Consider the following 18,732-nt stretch of genomic DNA (forward strand, 5'->3'; position numbering starts at 1 on the left):
ATCAACTAAGATGTTCCGTAAAGAATACCAAAACCTGATCCAACTTCTGGATTTTAAGGAGAGAGGATACTCTCTTCGGAGTAGACAAGGCACTGCTACGAGTTCTAGAAAGGGCAGGGGGGTCGATTTCAAGGATGTTCGCCCTTACGCTGTCGGTGACGATACGAGACTAATCGATTGGAATGTTACTTCTAGATTCGGAGAATTACATGTAAGAGAATTCTACGAAGAGAAAGAAAGACTTGGAGTCTTTTTTTTGGATGTTTCTGAATCTATGGATTGGAGCAGTTCAGAGTGGACCAAGGCTGAGAATGCTTTTCAGGTTTTAGCTTTATTAGTTTTACTTTATGTAAGAAAAGGAAACCTTGCGAAAATCCTACTATATTCGGATCGTTTAGAATGGGAAACGGGGTATATCCGTAATACCGAAGAAGCTCTGTCTTCTTTGGAAAAGGTTCGTACATACCCGCATCGAAAATTAAAAACAGATCCTAAACTTCCATTCGTGCTCTTAAAAAATCGGATCAGAAGATACACTGATTCTTATATACTTTCCGATTTTCATGGACTTCCTTCTTTAAAAAAACTTACTGGGCTTCGAAGATTCCATACACTTCATGCAATTCGGTTTAAGGACCGTTTGGAAGAGAATGCGCCTAGAGGCTTTTTCCAATTCTTCTTATTAAAAGATCCGGAGACAGGTGCAATCCCTTCTCCAGTGGGGGGAAGTATTAAAAAGAATCTAGAATTTCTATTCAAGTCCAGATGTTTAGAGTTAGAAGGAAATGATACGGATCCGAATAAACTTCTTGAATACTGGAGACGTATGTCATGACGACGGGGAGTTGCCGTCTAAGATCCTTGGATCATATTCAGTTTTTCTATTATACTTTCTGTTTAATTCTTCTGCTTTTTGCCGCTCCTGCCTTTGCTTGGAAAGAAGATTGGGAACCTAAGGAAGTAGGAATTGGAGATCAGGCACAATACGTGTTGGAATTCCAACAGGGAGAAATCCAGGATCCAGAGTTACCTTCTAAGGGAATACATCCCGATCCGGAATCTCCGGATCTTCCGCTATTCGAAGTGACCTCTGCTGAAATTCTAGATACAAAGATCAAATTGAGCGTGGCTTATTATGTTTCCGGGACTTTTTATTTGCCTATCACATGGAAGGACAAAGACGGAAAAGAATTCCGCTCTGAGCTAGCTTTGGCTGTTCGTTCATCTATAGGAGAGAAGGATAAAACTCCTGAAGAGATCTTGCCACCTCTGGAATTTTCAGGAAAGTACGGCTTAAAGTTGGCGGCGATTCTCGCAGCTTTCGTTGCATTGGGTTTTGGAATCTTCTATGCTTGGTATCTAAATCAAACAGCATCCAGAAGGACTATGGATGCACTTGTAGAAGCAGATCCATGGGTCCAGAAAATTCTAATATACGAAAGTAAATTAGACGAGATCATCAATACTCCTCCAGTATTTGCTAGGACCTTTTATAGGGTTCTATCTGGATATATTCGAGAGAATATGTCCAAAAAGATGAATGCGCCATTCGCACATCTTACAGAAGCAGAATTATTCAAACGTATTTATGATTCGTTTGCATTGGAAGAAGGGGATGTCAGAAATTGGGAGAACACTTTCCGTAAGGCTCAATACTCTGGCGAGGAAGTGGAAATCTCTTCTGCCGAGGCTTTGAGGGCCTGGGATTATTGGAAGGAGGCGCTTTCCAAATGACGGAATGGGAGTCTCCATATTATCTTTTCTTAATTATTCCGATCTGGATCTGGACTTTCTACTCTTATTGGAAAAATGAGCCGGCGTTGGGAATAGAACTTCGGATTCCAGGAAGAGTTCAATCCGGAACGTTTTCTTTTAAAGGGTTTTTATCTTCAGTTGCTCCATTAATTCGCCCAATCGTCTTAACATTGTTTGTGATCGCAGTTGCAGGTCCGGGAAAAAGATATAGGTTTCTTCCGGATGAGACCAAAGGGGTGGATATCATTTTGGCATTGGATGTGTCCGGTTCCATGTCTAAGAGTAGGGATTTCTTGCCTGAAACTCGCTTAGGAGTCTCTAAAAAATTACTCAGAGAGTTTATTAGAAAAAGAGAAAATGATCGTTTAGGCCTGGTTGTATTTGCAGGGGGAGCTTATCTGCAATCTCCTCTAACAAGCGACAGAGACGTATTAGAAGAAATATTAAGCCAAGCCGAAGAAGAAACAGTTCCTGAACAAGGTACTGCTATTGGTGATGCGCTGATTCTTTCTTGTTATAGATTACGTAGGTCTCCTGCAAAATCAAAGGTGATTGTACTGATCACAGATGGGGCGTCCAATACAGGTCGTATAGATCCAGTAACGGCGACTGAGATTGCAAAAGGTGTGGGGGTTAAAATTTATTCTATAGGTATTGGAAAAGAAGATCAATCTTATGAGGTGAATTTCGAAATTTTGGATATACTTTCCAAGAGAACTGGAGGAGTATTTTATAGAGCTGAAGATATTAGTGAGTTGAGAGAGGTTTTAGCTTCGATCGACTCTTTGGAAAAAGACCTTTTGATCCTTCCCCCGGAAGAGGTAAGAGAATCAGAATCCTTAATTTTTCTGACCTATGCGCTTGCCTTATTGGGCATGGATCTACTTTTCCGATCTTGGGTTTTTCGGTATTACGTATGAGCGAGACTTTTTTAGAATCCTTTTGGATCTCACTTGGGTTGATATTTTTCGCTTATTCTTTGTTTAAGCTTGTATTCTATTTTTATTGGAGTCGTTGGAAAAAATTCTATCCCGGCTTACCTAGAGAGTCCAAGGTTCCACCTTTTTATATAGTGCTCGCGAGGGTCTTGCTGCTTGCTTCTGTGTTTTGTCTTTCATATTTTGCATACCAAAGAACTGAATCTACCAAGTCTAAAGAAGAAGAAATCTCTAGGGGAGTAGACTTTTTATTCTTGGTGGATGTAAGTCTTTCTATGCAATCAGTGGATACTCGTCCTTCTCGGATCGCCCGAGCAAAAGAAACAATCCTGAGACTTCTTCCCGAGCTGAACGGAAACCGATTTGGTATGATTGTTTTCGCTGCTTCTCCATTTGTCTATTGTCCTATGACCTCAGATACACGTGCATTTTCGGAGTATGTGAGAGGTCTGGATGTGGATATAGTAGGAGATAGAGGGACCGATCTGAAATCTGCATTCACAAAAGCGGAAGAAGTTTTGAATTCTAATCAAGTATTAAGAAATCGTATTTTAGTTTTGATCTCTGACGGAGAAGATATGGATTCTCCAGGTATTGTAAAATTTCCTGCGGAGGTCTGGGTCTGGTCTGTTGGAACTCCTACAGGCGGACCAATCGGATATTCTGAAGACGGGTCTCGAGTGTATGGCTTCTTAACAAAAGATGGGTCTTTGGCACCTTATGAAAATTCTCCAGGAGTGATCGTCTCCAAATCCAATCCTAGATTTTTAAAAGAATTGGCTTCCGCAAACGAGGGCAGGTTTCTTTCTTTGGATTCGGAAAGTCCCCAGATTGGGGATGTAAAATCTTGGATAAGCTCCATGGAAAAAAACACAGGACAAAGAATTCGTAATTTAAGAAGGGCAGAAGGAGCCAAAAAGTTTTTAATACCTGCGCTTCTACTTTTGCTATTTGATTTTTTTGTATTGGAGTTCTGGGGAAAATTATTAGTAAGAATTTCAAAAAAGGTAGCTCCTGCGCTTTTGCTTCTATTCTCATTTTGGGGAAGAGAAATTTATTCATTTGAGTTAGATCCAGGCGGAAATCGTATCAAAGAAGGTAGGAATTCCTACGACCAGGGAGATTATCGAAGCTGCTTGGAAAGATATAAGGAAGCAGATCCGTATTTTCCGGAAGATCCTCGATTGGAATTCAATCGGGGAGATTGTGAATACAAGTCAGGTAATCTAGATAAGGCCATCCGCCATTTTGAAAAATCCGCAGATTCGAAAGACAAAGAACTTAATGCACAATCTCATTTTAATTTGGGAAATTCTTATCTTAAATTGGGGGATCGGAAAAAGGCAGCAGAACATTATCTTCGTTCTCTAAAAGAAAATCCTAATTTAGAATCTGCTAAGAAAAATCTAGAATGGCTTCGTAAACTTCCTCCTCCAGAAGGAAAAGAGGGCTCAGAAAACAAAGAGAGTACGGCTGAGGAAAAGGAAGATAAGTCTTCATCTGCAAAACATGGTCCTAAAGGAAAAGAGAAGGCAGAAAAACAATCCAAGTCTGGTGCCGGAAAAGATCAGAAAGATAAAAACAAATCTAAGATGGAAGATGAATTGGATCGTATCATGGAATCTATGGATTTAGATTCCGTAAAGAGAAGAAGTCCAGGTTCTCGGAACAAAGAGGTGTTCTGGTGAAACGTTTCCTTCTTCTTTTAGTTATAGGAATATTTCCTTTATTTGCGCAAGGGCCTAAGTTTTATCTCAGTCAGACCAGAGCAGATTTGGGGGATGCAGTATTTATCATTTTAGAAACAGAAGGTAGCGCTCAGGTCCGTTTAATAGAAAAGGAATTTAACGGGCAAGGGATCAAAGCAGTCTATTGGGGGACTGAAGAGAACACCACTATAGTAAACTTCAAAGTATATCGCAAAAAACTAATTAAATACAGACTTACTGTCTCAGCACCTGGGCGGTTTTCAGTTCCGGAAATAGAGATAGAAGTAGACGGACAAAAAGTAGAATCCGGAATGATGGCCTTAGAAATTTCTCCCAGAAGTTCTACTGCGAATAAGTCCTCAGGATTTTTCTCAAACCGATATTTTTTCAGCGAAGAGACGGAGGGTCCTGAAGATGGGGACTTAAAAGTACTATTTAGAACAAACAAAGATCAGGTCTGGGTAGGGGAACCTATTTTAGGATTTTTCACGTTATATTACAGAAATGCGATACGTCCTTATATAGATCGGGATTTTTCTAGTTCTATCGAATTTCCTTATTTTAGGAGCGAAGCACTTTCAGGGATCAATCTTTTAATCCCAGAACAGGTGATTTATGAAGGTTTGGAATTTGAAACTGCAGTTTATAATAAAGAAACTTTCATTCTGACACCTTTAAGAAAGGGAGAATATTCTTTGGGTTCTACTGTATTTCATTTGGAAGGAAGACAACAGTCCTTCTTTCATATGAGAAGTATTAAGACCATTCCGAGTAAAATTTTTGTAAAGGATCTACCTTCTCCTTCCCCATTGGAATTTAAGGGTGCGGTCGGTAACTTTAAGATAGATTTAGAAGAATATCCAAAAACAGCTTTTCTGGGAGAGCCTTTTCAGTTTAAGCTGACTATTTCTGGGAATGGAAATCTTTCTTCCATTAAGGATCCTTTACTAAGTGTATGTGATCCCAATTGTTCTCCTGAAATTACATATTTGCAAACAAGGCAACAAAGAGATTTTAGAGAGCTTGGTCCAGGGGAATTCGGGTTTTATCTAAATTATTCTTATCATTATTCTGTACTTCCTAAGAAAGAGGGAGTTTGGAAACCGGAAGATCTGAAATTCACTTTTTTCAATCCAGGTTCTGGAAGATATGAATCTGCTTCTCTTCGTTTTCCTGGTCTGGAAGTGGGACCGCCTAGGCCAAAACAGGAAATTGCTGCTGAAGAAATTGGAAATAAGACCGGATCTTTTCTACTAACATCAATTCTTCTTTCTTCTATTTTTATAGGAGCCGGTGTGTTTGTATTTTTAACACTGCGTAAGAAGTATCAATTTGAAACTATACTGAAACGACTTGACCTCTGGATAGGTTCCAAACGAGGTTTTGTTTTGAAACATTCTGTGATGACCAAGGGATTACCTGAGGAAGAAGCAAGTCTTCTTGCTAGCTGGAAGTCCGACACGGTTCCTTTGATCGAAACCTATAAGACTTTGGGACCTTCTTCCAAAAAAACTTTGATTAGGATCTCAAATTGGTTGTCAGATAAATTGAACGAGGAGGGGGCCGAATGAGCGAAGAAGTAAAAGGTAGGATTTCCGTAGAGACGGAGAATATTTTTCCTATTATTAAAAAATGGTTATATTCTGAAAAAGATATATTTTTGAGAGAGTTAGTCTCCAATGCATGTGACGCGATCGCTAAACTTAAAAAAATTTCCTTGAACGAAGAATTCGAAGGAGGGACCGATTATAGGATCGATCTAGATTTTGACCAAGAAACTAGGATCTTAACTGTCCAAGATAACGGGATCGGTATGACCGATGAAGAAGTGAACCGTTATATCAATCAGATTGCATTTTCAGGTGCGGAAGAATTCGTAAAAAAATACCAATCAGAAGGAGACAAAACTGAGATTATAGGACATTTCGGTTTGGGATTCTATTCCAGCTTTATGGTTTCTACTAAAGTAAAAATAGAAACTAAATCTTATAAAAAGGGGAGTGCCTCTGTTGTTTGGGAAAGTGAATCAGGCACTGAGTATTCCTTAAGACCTGGTGATAGATCTGAAAGAGGAACAAAGATCAGTTTATATCTCGATGGAGATTCAGGAGAGTATTTGGATTCCTGGAAACTGAAGGAACTTGTTCGTAAATATTGTGATTTTCTTCCTGTTCCAATTTATGTAAAAGATGAGAAGGCAAATAAACAAACTCCATTATGGAGCGAGCAGCCTTCTTCCGTTAAAAAAGAACAATATGATGAGTTCTATCAGTATCTTTTTCCTTTCGCAGGTGAGCCTTTATTCCATGTCCACTTAAATGTGGATTATCCATTTAGATTGCAGGGTATACTGTATTTCCCAAGGCTTAAACATGAGCTAGATGCAAATCGTATGGGTATCAAACTCTATTGCAATCATGTGTTTGTTTCTGAAGAAGCTAAAGAATTAGTTCCTCAATTTTTAACTGTTCTACAAGGAACTCTGGATATTCCTGATCTTCCTCTGAACGTTTCCAGATCGTACCTGCAAAATGATCCTTTGGTAAAAAAGATCTCTTCTCATATTGTCAAAAAAGTTTCAGACAAATTGCAGGAAGAATGGAGCAAAAATCCGGATGAATTCCGTAAAAACTGGGATGAGATTTCCCTTTTTGTTAAGTACGGAATGATGACTGACGAGAAATTCTATGAATCGGCAAAAGATCTGATATTCTTCCGGTCATCTAATGGTGATTTGACGAAACTCGAAGATTATGTGGAAAGAAATAAAGAAAAGAACTCAGGCAAAGTATATTATGCGGGAGAAGCTGAACTTTCTTCTGTGTATATGGACCTTCTCAAGTCCCAAGGTTTGGAAGCCTTACTTGTAGATTCCCGAATAGACAATCATTTCCTCCAATTCTTGGAAGGCAAAAATCCTGATTGGAAATTCCAAAGGGTGGATTCTGAACTTGCAGATCAGGTTTTGGATAAGGATGCAAGCCCCGATCTTGCTGACTCCGATAACAAAACTACGGAAGATCGATTGAAGGAAATTTTTACTAAAGCGATTTCCAAAGAAGGTGTGGAGATCAAAACAGAAGCATTAAAGTCTGAAGACATACCTGCAGTTATTCTTCTGCCTGAACATATAAGACGTCTGGCAGAGATGGGGCAAATGTATGGTCAGAAGGCTGGGGACTTCTTGAAGAATCATACTCTTCTCCTGAACCGCCAATCTAAGCTGGTCAAAAATATACTGGGTCTTTCCAAGAGCATTCATCCGGAGAAGGCGGAAAAATTAGCCCGTTCGGTGTACGATCTGGCCTTGTTAGGCGCTAAGCTGATCGGAGAGGACGAACTAAGTGATTTGATCCGTCGCCAAAGGGATCTGTTGGAAGATCTTTCCTCGGATTAATTCCGAAAAAAAAGGGGGGAAATCGGAGATCGTACCGATATCTTTAATGGTACCGGTATGCGGACACCGATTTTCCCGATTATAATAGCACTGATTTTATTCACTTCTGCCGGTTTACATTCTCAAGAACCGAGCAAGGGCAACCCATCCTCCGAGGAGGAAGGTGAGGTGCATAAGGATGGCAAATCCTTAGATAAGGAATATTACGAATATTACTTTAAAACTCTTCCTAATCTAGATGTTTTGGAAAAGGAGAAGTTGGAATACAACTTGATCCGTTCCTTAAAGCTTGAGTTAAGAAAAAGAGATCCGGAAAAGATGACTCCGGAAGAACTTAAAAAAATAAACGCGAATTCAGTCCGTTACGAACGTGTGTTTGAAGATTCCATTTGGATGAGAGGGATCAGAAAACAAATGCAGTATTTAAAATTTAAGGACTTTATGTTCGTGATCGTCTACGAAAAGTATTACTGTTTTATTTCGTATGAGATGAATCCTGCAAGATATATACAAGAACCATACCAGGTGCAATTGATCTTTAAAAAGGACAGCGCTTTTAATTCTACTACTCTACCTCAGCCTTAAACGTTCTGAAATAAAGGCTGACTAATACCAGGCCGACAGAGAACAAAATCCCGAATATAAGAAAGTCTTGCATAAAGCCGAAACCAGGAGGCGGGGCCGTGTTTCCTACGATCCTTCCTAGGATTTTTGGTTTTCCGAAACTATTCCAAACCAAAGTGCGGACTTGGACTGTATCTCCTACTCTCATTCTTCTGTTTGTGGTTTGGTCTACTTCTTCAGTGACCTCATGTTTTTTGCCTTGTTCGTCAGGTACCAAGTAGGTATACACATTTACGGTTCTACCTAACTTATTGAGTTTTGTATTCTCTACAAGCACTCCGAACTCTTTGTTTCCTGGAAGAGATAAGTTTTTATAGATCGATTCTAAACTTTTGTTTTCCCAATAAACTGCTACGGAAAGAGGAAGAAAGAACGCGAGCGAAATCCAGCCCATGATAAAAAGGATTTTATAGAATGGGGTAGAGTTCGTTTTCATTCTCAGTCTTAATCATCTTTTTCGACAGGGATTATTACAACCAAGTTTCCTTTTTCTGTAGGAAGAAAAAACGAATGGTCCCGAGAGTTAGGTGCATTATTCTTAGGATATGAAGGTATCTAGATCCGACTTTTTGAAATATATGGGAAAGGGGATGCTTGCTTTAACTGCGGCCCGTACCTTAGATCTACTCTCAGAACCTGCAAATAAACCTTCTATAAAAGTACATTCTCCGAATTCTTCTTCTTCAAAAAGTTCTAAGGCGGGCTCTGCCAAAATTCCAGGAAGCAATTTTAAACCTTTAAAGCCAAATACAAAAGACGATCTGATCTTAGCGGCAGGTTTTACATACGACCTGATCGCAGTATACGGAGATAAGATCAATTCTAAGGGAGATACTTTCGGTTATGCTGCCGATTTTAACTGTTTCTTCCAATTTCCGAATGATCCAAACTCTGCACTTCTTTGGACCAATCATGAGTATTTAAACGAATTAGAATATTATGTAACTGGATATGATTATAACCAGAAGGGTCCGAATAATCGAACACCTGAACAGATCGAAAAATATCTGTATTCATTAGGCGGTTCAGTGATCGGATTACGCAAATCTAATGGCTCTTGGGTATTAGATTCTGAATCTAAATACGGAAGAAGAATAAACGGAAGGTCGGAATTCCAACTGAAAGGCCCCGTTGCTGGTTCGGATGCAATCTCTGGTAAAACAAAAGTGAATGGCACATTTGCAAATTGTTCCGGTGGACAAACATTATGGAATACTGTCCTTTCTTGCGAAGAAAACTACGAAATGGTGGTAGAAGATTGTAAGTTGGGAGATTCCAAAGAATACGGATGGATCATAGAAGTGGATCCATTTGATCCTTCTTCCATTCCAGTAAAACATACTGCGCTTGGAAGATTCTCTCATGAAAATGCCGCATTAACTATTTCTCCATCCGGCAAGTTAGTTGTATATATGGGAGATGATTCCAAGGACCAATGCGTTTATAAATTTGTCTCCGAGAGAAATTTCGATCCTAAAAAAGGAAAATTAAATTCTGAACTTTTGGACGAAGGTACTTTATATGTAGGTAATTTCGAAAAATGTGTATGGGTTCCATTGGATCTGGAAAAGAATCCAAATCTAAAAAATGCAAAAGATAAAGAAGGTAATCTGAAATTCAAGACCCAGGCGGATATCTTAGTGTCTTGCAGGGATGCAGCAAAGACGGCCGGCGGAACTCCAATGGACAGACCTGAGGATCTGGAAGTTCATCCATTAGATAAATCTGTTTTTGTTTCCTTTACCAATAATGATTCTCATGGAAATTTTTACGGACAAATAGTACGTATCAAAGAAGAAAATTCAGATGCTGAATCGGTTCGTTTTGAATTCGAAGTGTTTGTTGCTGGAGGAGGGAAGAGTGGATTTTCTTCTCCTGATAATTTGGCTTTTGATTCTTCCGGAAATCTTTGGATGGTTACTGATATGACTACCCGCTTACTAGGAAAATCCATCTTCAAAAAATTCGGGAATAATGGTATGTTCTTTATTCCTACAAGCGGAGAAGATGCCGGAAAAGCTTTCCAATTTGCTTCTGCCCCCATCGGCGCGGAACTCACAGGCCCATGGTTTACACCTGACGAAGAATATTTATTCTTATCTGTGCAACATCCTGGAGAAGATACCAAGGATTATGATGTTCCTACTAGCCGTTGGCCTTATAGAACGAAAGGCGATATACCTAGGCCAGGAGTCGTCGCGATCAGAAGAGCTTAGTTTTTAGACTTCTACAATCGGAATCAAGACCGGTCAGTATTTTCTATTTCGTTCCAGACTTTCTTTTTAATAATTGCTCTAATTTTTCTTTAGGAGGAGTCATTTGTTTGATTTCTTCCTTAGTAGGAGTTAGTTGTTTTTCCGTTTTTGCGGTAGTGATACCGTTACAAGGATCTTCCTGATTTGCTGATTGCCCTTTGATTGCACGTACCCAAGAGCATGCAATTTTCAAATATCCATTTGCGCTAGGATGGATTCCGTCTGCAGAATAATCTGGTCCAGGTTGCAACGTGCTATGCATATCCACAAGAGTCATCCTAGCTCTACTAGAGGGAGGAAGATTTATCCAATTGTTTGCGATATAGTTATTGTATTTAAAGATTACCTTATTAACGGTTTCGTAACCAACCTTCGGTGGAGCTGTCTTGATGATTTGGGCTACAAATATATGTGTCTTTGGATTGCTGTTCAGCAAGGTCTGCAACATGTTGAATAAATTCTGACCAGTTGTACTGGCAAGTTGATCGATCTGCGCGTCCGTTGGATTCTGGATTTTTAATATAGGCCACATATCGTTCGTTCCGGCATGAACCAAAGTAATATCAGAAAAGCTGGCTCTATTTGCAATTGGTGTCAGATCTTCTACTGTCCATCCTGGATAGCCATCGTGGGTCTGTGTATTCACAAGCCATTGCTGGAAATAGGAACCTCCACTTTGATACCCTTCTGTAGTAAAAACAAGTCCGTCTCCATTTAGTGAGAGTAGAGTCATCCATCCACGATACCCGCCTCCTTTTAATCCTGGAGGCATACATATATATTGAAAGATTTCATACATTGGGCATTGCCAATCGTTCGTAAATCCGACTCCATAAGTAATCGAATCGCCAAAGGGGCGAATTAAAACGGGATTTGTTAGTTTGTAAGGAGCGGGCTGTGCGCTTATAATCGTGCTGAATAATAAGGAAATTGTAATAAACGTCCAAATAATAGACTTTTTCATATTTATGGGTACCTATCGAGTGGACGATAGTTTTCTCTTTGTTGGATTAGTCAATTTATTTCTATATACTATATAAATATTGTGTAATGATCCATTCGGGAAATAAAAACGGGAATATTCTTTAAAGGAAATTTAAAGTGTAAATGGAAAAATGCAATCTGGAGGTGCGGAATTTTGAATAGGGATTAGTTTTTAAGACAAGCAGCGATTGCGTCTTCTTCTTTCTCAAAATGGGCGAATGGTTTCCAAAGGCCCAATAGATTGAAGATCTGTATGACCTTCTCTCCAGCTTCTGTAAGAAGAAGTTTTTTACCTTCACTTGTAAGTCTGTTCTTTAATTCGAAAATTGCACGAATTCCGGAACTGGAAACATACTTGAGATCGGATAAGTTTAATACGGTATTGTTTGCATGACTTACATCCAATACTTTTTCCTTAAATAAAGGGAAGGTGGATTCGTCTAGTCTGCCGGAAACCAAATATACTCTGATCTCTTTACCAGCATCCTGTTCTAGAATTTTTAAACTATCCATGTTTTTGCACCACCACCCGCAATCTTTCCGGAGAAACGGAAAAGTCCGCTTTTGCCCCGGGAGGAAAATCGTAAATACGTTCCGCCAAGGAATCGATTGAGATCCCTCCGCGCATTTCGGATATTAGACGGAAAGAGCCGCGAACCGTGAAGTGATCCAGCTTGTATTGGAAACTTTCCTTCTTACGCAGCTCTCTACAGTACACTTTGAAATAGGGCTCCTGCTTGTCAAAGCTTACGTCTTTATTTTCGCAAGACATAACCCAACCAGTAGAACCCGCTCCGGTATATACAAGAAGGCCCGAACATTTCTGTTCTTCTGAGACCTGTTCATGAGAGATTAGAAATCGGCTCGTTAAATCAGGACTATTATTACGGATAGAAATTTCGCTAATCCCTTGGAAGGTCTCGATCGCTTGGCCGTTAGGATATTCGATCCTAACATTGATCCGAGGCCATTCTTCTATGATTATATTTTCCCAATTTTTGGAAACCGCCTTTGAGATATCGGAGGTATGAAAGGATAGAAGGGCCCCTACAGAAGTTTCGGGGTCCGAATTACATCCCAGAACTAAATTGTCTAAGGCGTGATGTGCCACATAAGTGAAATGATTGTCCCCGCCTAATGCGATCACCAGATCAAAGACAGCTATATTTATATTTTCTAATTCTTCTCTAAAGATAAACTTTCCATTCGGGAAGGTGTGTTTTAATTCTTCTCTACTTTGGAGCTGTCTTAAATGAGAATTATAAATCCTAGAGAAGGAATCATTTTGGATCTCTGCTACTCTTTTGAATTCATCTAGAGAACCGTAGTTCTCCAGATCCAATTCATACTTTGTTCTTTTGATAACTACCAGAACAGATTCGATCTTTTTTCGCTTTTCCGCCGACATGGATTACCAATTTGGACAGATCTAGGTCTCCTAGAAAACGAAAAAAATCAAACCAATGCGGGTTCTGAAGAATTATTTGCCCTAGGATCCGAGTCTGCCAGGATCAATTTTAGAACAGACATGGTTGCTCTGAACTTCATTCGATTTCCTGTAAGTCTGTATAGAGCCACCAAATGTTTTAGATTTCTAATATTTTCAGGTTCTCTGGATCTGAGTTTTTCTGCGAATTCCAATGACTTCCAATAATCCTTGGTCTTTCTTAGACAATAGGAAAGGTAGAAGATATACTCGTTGTCGAATGGGATCTTGGAAAGATAAGCCTCTGTATATTTTGCACCTTCTTCGAATTCTTTTGCGTTGATGCAGATCCTAGCCATTTGTTTATAAAGGGCAGGGTCTGAATCATCTATCTCTAATGCTTGTGCAAAAACTTCCTTAGTCTTTTCGGTATTTCCTTTTTTATATTCTTTAATACCGATCTGTAGAAGCTTATTGTATTCTTCGGAGATCGCTTTTGTGCGAGAAGGGGAAACTTCTACTTCTTTATAAACTATGCTCAAAAGACTTAGATCATCCGAAATTTCTCCAGCTGCACTGATTAATCTTTCTAGATCTTCTAAGTTCCCACCTGCAAGTTCTACAAATCTTAAGAATAAAAACTCATCTTCGTTCATCACTGGCTCTGAAGAATTTGGATCATAGAGTAGAATATCATCTCTTCCGTCGGATCCTAAGAATATCCTGTCGCCGGCTTCCAATTTATCCACTCTCACTAAAGGTTCTGTTGTGTTTTCGGAGAAACCTAATTTTCGAATCGGGAAGTCGGAATCTAAGAAGCCAGCTTTTGCATCCCTATACAGTACCATATTCGGATGTTCTGCATTAATAGAATATAATGCTCCTGTTTCTTCATCTAAAAGACAAAGCAAAGCGGAAACGAGCATCGTACCGTCGAAGGTTACGAATACATTTTGTAATTCAGTATAACAATCTTTAAGCCATTTCTCAGGAGTTTTCTTTTGGTTACTTCTGGAGAGTTGGGTCCTTGTTACAATCGCTTTGAATACTGTCCCCATTACAAGAGCACCGCCCGCGCCTTGGATAGATTTCCCCATTGCATCGGAGTTCATAATACTCAGATATTTTTTACCGTATAAAGTGATCTCACTGATGGAAACTAGATCTCCTCCTATATCTGCTTCTCTCTTTCTGAATACGAACGTTTTCTTTTGTCTTAAGATACCGCTGATCTTAGTATTAGTACTTTCGTATTTAGTAGTAGCAAGTGGACGAAGAAGTAGGGAAGTCAGATAATAATCCCCGTCTTGCTTTTCTTTCAAGGCTCTAAGATCATCCAGGGTTTCCTGTAATTCTTTTGTCTTCTCTTCCACCTTCTTTTCTAAGAACATTTGGTGGTCTAAAAGATCCTTCTTCATTTCTATGAAAACTTCTGCCATTTCTCCCAATTCGTCGGAACGATTTAAGTCCACAATTTTGGATTCGTCCTCATTCGGATTTTGCATTGCGAAGTTGAGAGCCTTTACAGCATGTATAATGTCTCTGGAAAATCTATAAGATGCGAATAAGATCCCGCCGAAAACGGCAAGAGCAATGAGTCCGCAGTAAAACCAAAGATTTCGAGTGGATTCATAAAGTTCGGTTTCATCAATCAAAAGAACGAAATCTAGTTTAAGATTACTTAATCCTTGGTTTTCGTAAGGTACTTGAGTAAGATAATAATGTCTTCCTTCTAGGGTGAATCTGGAAATTCCTGCAAGATCCTTAGGTTTTCTATCTCCTAAATATTTGGAGATGGTAGAATCCGAAAAAGAGATCAGCTTTTCTTTCTCATAAATTGCAAGATGAACATCTTCAGAACCAGTGATGGTTTGGATAAACTTATCATCTACCACCTGGCCCACCATCATGATCCCACCGTTTTTAAGCGGAGCAGTGACTCTAAGACCAAGACCACTATGACCGATCTCTAGGGTAGAAGCAATTCTGCCTTGTAGAGCTTCTTGTACGATCTTCTGTCCAGACTTATCGTCTCCATAATCGGCTGGTCTATGAAATCTAAAATAAACATGCCCTGTCTTGTCATGGATCTCGAAAATAGAAAGACCATACTGAGTCATGATCCCTTTGATATATTCAAGGTTACTTTGAAGTATACCTCTGTTTCCCAAACCGTTCTCTAAAATAGAAAGAGTCTTTTGGTTTCTTTCTATTTCTTTGAGAAGAAGTCGGATCACTTCTTCCTTATGTTTGAGTTCCTTCCTGAACTCCAGGGAACGGTCTAATGCTCTTTTGTCCTGTGGTTCATTTTTAACTTGATCGATCATCTGGATGAATGTGATCGCAAGAATAAGTACTAATAGAAGCTGACTTGCTCCCAGAATGAGAAAAATTTTTTGTCTAAAACTCATAAATTGTTCCGGAAATGGAATCTCCCTAGATCGGGAAGGCGCGCTTTGTATTTTTAGCCTTTTCTCTTCTTTGAAAAAGAGACCCAAACCTTACACTGGGAAGATCCCATTCGTACTAAGGTTTCGTGAAATTCAGGTTACAAAAATATTCCGCCTAATGAGATGTTAGTCGATGTTGGAGACGCAGAGATTTAATAAAGCCGCAGCGTTTGATCTCACGCAGAGCCACAAAGTTTTAGACCGTCGACTTAAAAATCCCTCTGCGTCTTGGCGCCTCTGCGTGCCACTTTCCTGTGTCTCTTTTAAACTCCGCGCCTCCTAACACTTGACCGCAGACCAAGCACTCTGGACCCTAACAAGATGGAAGATCAGGAACCTAAAAAGCAGGGATTTCCGTTTCACCCTCTAGAAGATTTTGTACTAGGCGAGGTTTTAGGAAGGACCCTAATCAAATTAGGGCATTCTAAAGAAGAAATAAATAAGGCAATTCTATCTCATCTGCCTCCGGGACAGCCAGAATTCCTTTTTACCCCGAACGCAAAAAAACAATTACTATTACAAAGTATGCCTGTGGAGCTTAGAAGTTTTCTGGAAGCAGGAAATGAAAAAGAGGTCTTAAACATCTTCCGTAAAACAATCCAGCTAGAAGCTAGATTAGATCTCGCATTGGAACTTCTGGAATGGATTTGCACAGGATTTGAAAAAGAAGAATTGGTTCGTGCATTATTCCAATTAGTATTAAACGGAAAAATAGAATTAAGCCCGGAATTTTATCCTCTCTTGATGGAAGAATACGACAAAGAGATGAGAGGAGACTTGGACAAGCTCCGAGAAGAATAAAAAAAGCCGCTTGTTCCCAAGCGGCTTCCGAAAACTCACTAAATCAAAAAATCTTAAGCTACATCAGCTAAAGGAGAAGGTGCTGTACCAGAAAGTTCTTTTCTTCCTTTTTCAGTCCACACTGCTCTTTGGATTGTGATGATTCCCATAAAATGTAGTACCTTCATCACTTGGTAAGTAAGATCCAACTCGAACCAACGGAATGCGAAGTTTGGAGAGTTTGGGTGAGCGTGGTGGTTGTTTTGGTATAATTCTCCCATGATCAAGAAGTCAACTGGAAGGGTGTTTTTAGAATTATCCGGATTTTTCGCATGGTTGCGGTAACCATACATATGTCCACACCAGTTTACAATTGCGCCATGAGTTGGTCCCATTAGATAATGGATTGGTAATAAAGCGTATAACCAAACTGCGTCTGCAGGAACGAAAGCCATATAGAATAGAGTGTAACCGGTTCCGAAGAACAAACGAACATACCAAGAATCAGCAAAACGATCAAACAAAGGGATCTCTGGATAATTTCCTCTGAACTCCTTTTCCACTTCTTCTTTACGATCTAGAATGTTTTCGTAAACTACTGCGGTGGTCCACATCATATCTAGAAATCCTTTAGAAGCTACAGGAGAGTGAGGATCTTTAGCTGTGTCACTGTAGGCATGGTGTCTTCTGTGAAGAATTGCATAGGCTCTCGGATTTAGGAAAGAAGAACCTTGCACAACAAAAGTAAAGAAATAGAAGAACTTTTCCCAGAAACGGTTCAGTTTGAACATCTGGTGAGCAGAATAACGATGTAAATAGAACGATTGAACGAAAGCGGCTAAAATCCAGTGTGCCGCAAAAAAACTCAGAATGATTGCCATGGAGGGCTCCCTTTTTTTCTAAATGATATGAGTCAATTTGGGAGGGTAGGTTGCAAAAAATGTGAGGGGAGAATTTGAGATTTATAGGCAATTATGGTCTCATTAGAATAATTCCACTCAAAATGGCAGATTTTGGCGACTTCTCGCTATCGCTCGAATCGGGCTACTTCGGGCTCGCTCGCGCTCGTCCGGCAAGCCGGACAAAGCCCTACGTATCCCTGTCGCGGGGACAGCAGATGTTCCATTTAACAATTAGATCTTTCTATTTCTTTAAATTCGGGATATTCGGTTTTTTAAAAGCAGCTCTACTTCTTGTTCCGCCTTCTTTTTCCAAAAACTTGGCAATCTCTTTTCGTTCATAAGCAAGGGCCATGGACAGAGGAGTATAACCTTCTGCCTGAGCATTGATGGAAGCTTTTTTACGAACGAGTTCCCTCACTACATTAGGAAGATCGAATACGATTGCAAGATGGATAGGTTTCCAGCCCATATAATCCGCATTCGGGTCAGCACCTTTTTCCAAAGATTCCAAGGATTTGTTCTCATTCTTGTCGTATAGGCTGGAAATTAAGATACGATTCTGTTTTAGTCTTTCCTCTTCTGTAATCTTAGTTTCTGTATCAGAAATAGAATTTTCAGATCGTATCACACTGGAAGGATCTCCTGCAAACGCATAATCATAAACAGGTTTAGAAGCTGGAGGTTTAGTGTGATAATATAAGGAAGATTTAGAAGAATTAGGATGAGAAATTTTAGTCACTTCCTGAGGATTTGTTTGGCTGAAATAAACATCTCCATAATTTTTGTTAGTAAATAGTAATGCTAGAATTGTCTGAGCTGTCCAAGGGGCCCAGGTAGCATAATACCCTTTGAATCCAGTCTCCAAAAAAGGAGATGAATACATGGAGATCCTTTTTTTAGTTTCTTCGTCTCGGATCACTCCCATATCGTATGCCATATTTCCTGCAGTAAAACAGGCACCTAAGAATAGAACGATCGCGCCAGGCGCAGGTTTCATTCCTGAAGAAATTTGCTCGTTGGAAACAAACTCTTTTCCCAGATAAAATCCACCTACTGATCTTTGGTCATAAGGTGGTTGGTCCAGATTGGTTCCAACACCATGTCCTGCATATAAAACTATATTCGCATTTTCTGATGCTTCTTTGATTCCTGACCAAGGGTTATTCGGAGGATAAAATTCAAATACAGAAACTCCTCTGTCTTTTAAAATTTTCACGAGTCCTTTGATATTATTTATATATTCTCGGGTTTTAGGACCTTCGTTACCATCCACTTCTCCAACTATGGCAACTGCTTTTAAGCCAGCACCGGAAATAGTAGGGGAGGGCAGCTCTGCTCTTTTTTTGATCCCGGAGAATGTTCCGCCGACTGCATTACTAGGATGAACAAATTTGATTTCTTCGGAGAAAGAAGAACCGAACGCGAATAAAAGTAAGAGGATTAATAAAAGGGAACTGAACGAAAATTTCATCCAAAGATTGGACAAAAAAATCCGTCTTTATCAATCAATAA

The 18,732-nt window shown here is 39.6% G+C and carries 16 protein-coding genes and 1 pseudogene; 10 read left to right on the forward strand and 7 right to left on the reverse strand.

Features of this window, described 5'->3' with window-relative positions:
• Positions 1-10: 10 nt before the first annotated feature.
• The 8 genes and pseudogenes from B1C82_RS00970 (at position 11) to B1C82_RS01000 (ending at position 8,384) form a co-directional block, all read left to right on the forward strand.
• Complete coding sequence (locus tag B1C82_RS00970; protein WP_086445747.1) at positions 11-835, forward strand: DUF58 domain-containing protein; 825 nt, start codon at positions 11-13, stop codon at positions 833-835.
• Positions 832-1,734, forward strand: coding sequence for an LB_053 family protein (locus B1C82_RS00975; protein ID WP_086445748.1), 903 nt, complete (start codon positions 832-834; stop codon positions 1,732-1,734). The genes B1C82_RS00970 and B1C82_RS00975 overlap by 4 nt, the downstream gene beginning before the upstream one ends.
• Positions 1,731-2,675 carry a VWA domain-containing protein BatA gene (gene batA / locus B1C82_RS00980; protein ID WP_086445749.1) on the forward strand — a complete coding sequence of 315 codons (945 nt, stop codon included), beginning with the start codon at positions 1,731-1,733 and terminating at the stop codon, positions 2,673-2,675. The genes B1C82_RS00975 and batA overlap by 4 nt, the downstream gene beginning before the upstream one ends.
• Positions 2,672-3,670: pseudogene (batB, locus tag B1C82_RS20890) on the forward strand (VWA domain-containing protein BatB); the annotation flags it as partial. The gene batA and the pseudogene batB, both read left to right, overlap by 4 nt.
• Before the next feature lie 45 nt (positions 3,671-3,715).
• Positions 3,716-4,381 (forward strand): TPR repeat-containing protein BatC, encoded by a 666-nt coding sequence (gene batC / locus B1C82_RS20895; RefSeq protein ID WP_335900640.1) that lies wholly within the window; start codon positions 3,716-3,718, stop codon positions 4,379-4,381.
• Positions 4,378-5,973 (forward strand): BatD family protein, encoded by a 1,596-nt coding sequence (locus tag B1C82_RS00990; protein ID WP_086445751.1) that lies wholly within the window; start codon positions 4,378-4,380, stop codon positions 5,971-5,973. The genes batC and B1C82_RS00990 overlap by 4 nt, the downstream gene beginning before the upstream one ends.
• A complete protein-coding gene (gene htpG / locus B1C82_RS00995) occupies positions 5,970-7,799 on the forward strand; it encodes a molecular chaperone HtpG (protein ID WP_086445752.1) in 1,830 nt (609 codons plus the stop codon). The genes B1C82_RS00990 and htpG overlap by 4 nt, the downstream gene beginning before the upstream one ends.
• Before the next feature lie 57 nt (positions 7,800-7,856).
• A complete protein-coding gene (locus tag B1C82_RS01000; RefSeq protein WP_086445753.1) occupies positions 7,857-8,384 on the forward strand; it encodes a hypothetical protein in 528 nt (175 codons plus the stop codon).
• Here B1C82_RS01000 and B1C82_RS01005 read toward each other — a convergent pair.
• Positions 8,365-8,859 carry a hypothetical protein gene (locus B1C82_RS01005; protein WP_086445754.1) on the reverse strand — a complete coding sequence of 165 codons (495 nt, stop codon included), beginning with the start codon at positions 8,857-8,859 and terminating at the stop codon, positions 8,365-8,367. The genes B1C82_RS01000 and B1C82_RS01005 overlap by 20 nt on opposite strands.
• Positions 8,860-8,968: 109 nt before the next feature.
• On the opposite strand from B1C82_RS01005, the gene B1C82_RS01010 reads away from it, so the two are divergent.
• A complete protein-coding gene (locus B1C82_RS01010) occupies positions 8,969-10,639 on the forward strand; it encodes a PhoX family protein (protein WP_086445755.1) in 1,671 nt (556 codons plus the stop codon).
• Between the two features lie 43 nt (positions 10,640-10,682).
• Here the strand turns inward: B1C82_RS01010 and B1C82_RS01015 are convergent, their stop codons facing one another.
• From B1C82_RS01015 to B1C82_RS01030, 4 genes are all read right to left on the reverse strand, one after another.
• On the reverse strand, positions 10,683-11,642 hold the full coding sequence (locus B1C82_RS01015; protein ID WP_086445756.1) for a GDSL-type esterase/lipase family protein: 960 nt from the start codon (positions 11,640-11,642) through the stop codon (positions 10,683-10,685).
• Between the two features lie 185 nt (positions 11,643-11,827).
• Positions 11,828-12,175 (reverse strand): STAS domain-containing protein, encoded by a 348-nt coding sequence (locus B1C82_RS01020; protein ID WP_086445757.1) that lies wholly within the window; start codon positions 12,173-12,175, stop codon positions 11,828-11,830.
• Positions 12,168-13,070: a diacylglycerol kinase catalytic domain-containing protein gene (locus B1C82_RS01025; RefSeq protein ID WP_086445758.1), complete on the reverse strand. Its 903-nt coding sequence runs from the start codon at positions 13,068-13,070 to the stop codon at positions 12,168-12,170. Before B1C82_RS01025 ends, B1C82_RS01020 begins: the two co-directional genes overlap by 8 nt.
• A 47-nt stretch (positions 13,071-13,117) precedes the next feature.
• Positions 13,118-15,499, reverse strand: coding sequence for a SpoIIE family protein phosphatase (locus B1C82_RS01030; RefSeq protein ID WP_086445947.1), 2,382 nt, complete (start codon positions 15,497-15,499; stop codon positions 13,118-13,120).
• Positions 15,500-15,859: 360 nt separating this feature from the next.
• Here B1C82_RS01030 and B1C82_RS01035 point away from each other — a divergent pair, with 360 nt between their 5' ends.
• Entirely contained in the window at positions 15,860-16,339 is a 480-nt protein-coding gene (locus B1C82_RS01035) for a hypothetical protein (protein WP_086445759.1), read from the forward strand.
• 53 nt (positions 16,340-16,392) lie between these two features.
• On the opposite strand, the gene B1C82_RS01040 is transcribed toward B1C82_RS01035, so the two are convergent.
• A complete protein-coding gene (locus B1C82_RS01040) occupies positions 16,393-17,199 on the reverse strand; it encodes an acyl-CoA desaturase (RefSeq protein ID WP_086445760.1) in 807 nt (268 codons plus the stop codon).
• Between the two features lie 262 nt (positions 17,200-17,461).
• Positions 17,462-18,691, reverse strand: a complete 1,230-nt coding sequence (locus tag B1C82_RS01045; protein ID WP_086445948.1) for an ankyrin repeat domain-containing protein — start codon at positions 18,689-18,691, stop codon at positions 17,462-17,464.
• Positions 18,692-18,732: the final 41 nt, after the last annotated feature.

It is taken from the genome of Leptospira venezuelensis, from assembly GCF_002150035.1.
GTDB classification, from domain to species: Bacteria; Spirochaetota; Leptospiria; order Leptospirales; family Leptospiraceae; genus Leptospira_B; species Leptospira_B venezuelensis.

Coding starts and splice junctions, on each gene's coding strand:
- B1C82_RS01000 (WP_086445753.1), top strand. CDS start 7,857: ATGCGGACACCGATTTTCCCGATTATAATAGCACTGATTTTATTCACT.
- B1C82_RS01005 (WP_086445754.1), bottom strand. CDS start 8,859: ATGAAAACGAACTCTACCCCATTCTATAAAATCCTTTTTATCATGGGC.
- htpG (WP_086445752.1), top strand. CDS start 5,970: ATGAGCGAAGAAGTAAAAGGTAGGATTTCCGTAGAGACGGAGAATATT.
- B1C82_RS01045 (WP_086445948.1), bottom strand. CDS start 18,691: ATGAAATTTTCGTTCAGTTCCCTTTTATTAATCCTCTTACTTTTATTC.
- batA (WP_086445749.1), top strand. CDS start 1,731: ATGACGGAATGGGAGTCTCCATATTATCTTTTCTTAATTATTCCGATC.
- B1C82_RS01015 (WP_086445756.1), bottom strand. CDS start 11,642: ATGAAAAAGTCTATTATTTGGACGTTTATTACAATTTCCTTATTATTC.
- B1C82_RS01025 (WP_086445758.1), bottom strand. CDS start 13,070: ATGTCGGCGGAAAAGCGAAAAAAGATCGAATCTGTTCTGGTAGTTATC.
- B1C82_RS00975 (WP_086445748.1), top strand. CDS start 832: ATGACGACGGGGAGTTGCCGTCTAAGATCCTTGGATCATATTCAGTTT.
- B1C82_RS01030 (WP_086445947.1), bottom strand. CDS start 15,499: ATGAGTTTTAGACAAAAAATTTTTCTCATTCTGGGAGCAAGTCAGCTT.
- B1C82_RS01010 (WP_086445755.1), top strand. CDS start 8,969: ATGAAGGTATCTAGATCCGACTTTTTGAAATATATGGGAAAGGGGATG.
- B1C82_RS01035 (WP_086445759.1), top strand. CDS start 15,860: ATGGAAGATCAGGAACCTAAAAAGCAGGGATTTCCGTTTCACCCTCTA.
- B1C82_RS01040 (WP_086445760.1), bottom strand. CDS start 17,199: ATGGCAATCATTCTGAGTTTTTTTGCGGCACACTGGATTTTAGCCGCT.
- B1C82_RS01020 (WP_086445757.1), bottom strand. CDS start 12,175: ATGGATAGTTTAAAAATTCTAGAACAGGATGCTGGTAAAGAGATCAGA.
- B1C82_RS00970 (WP_086445747.1), top strand. CDS start 11: ATGTTCCGTAAAGAATACCAAAACCTGATCCAACTTCTGGATTTTAAG.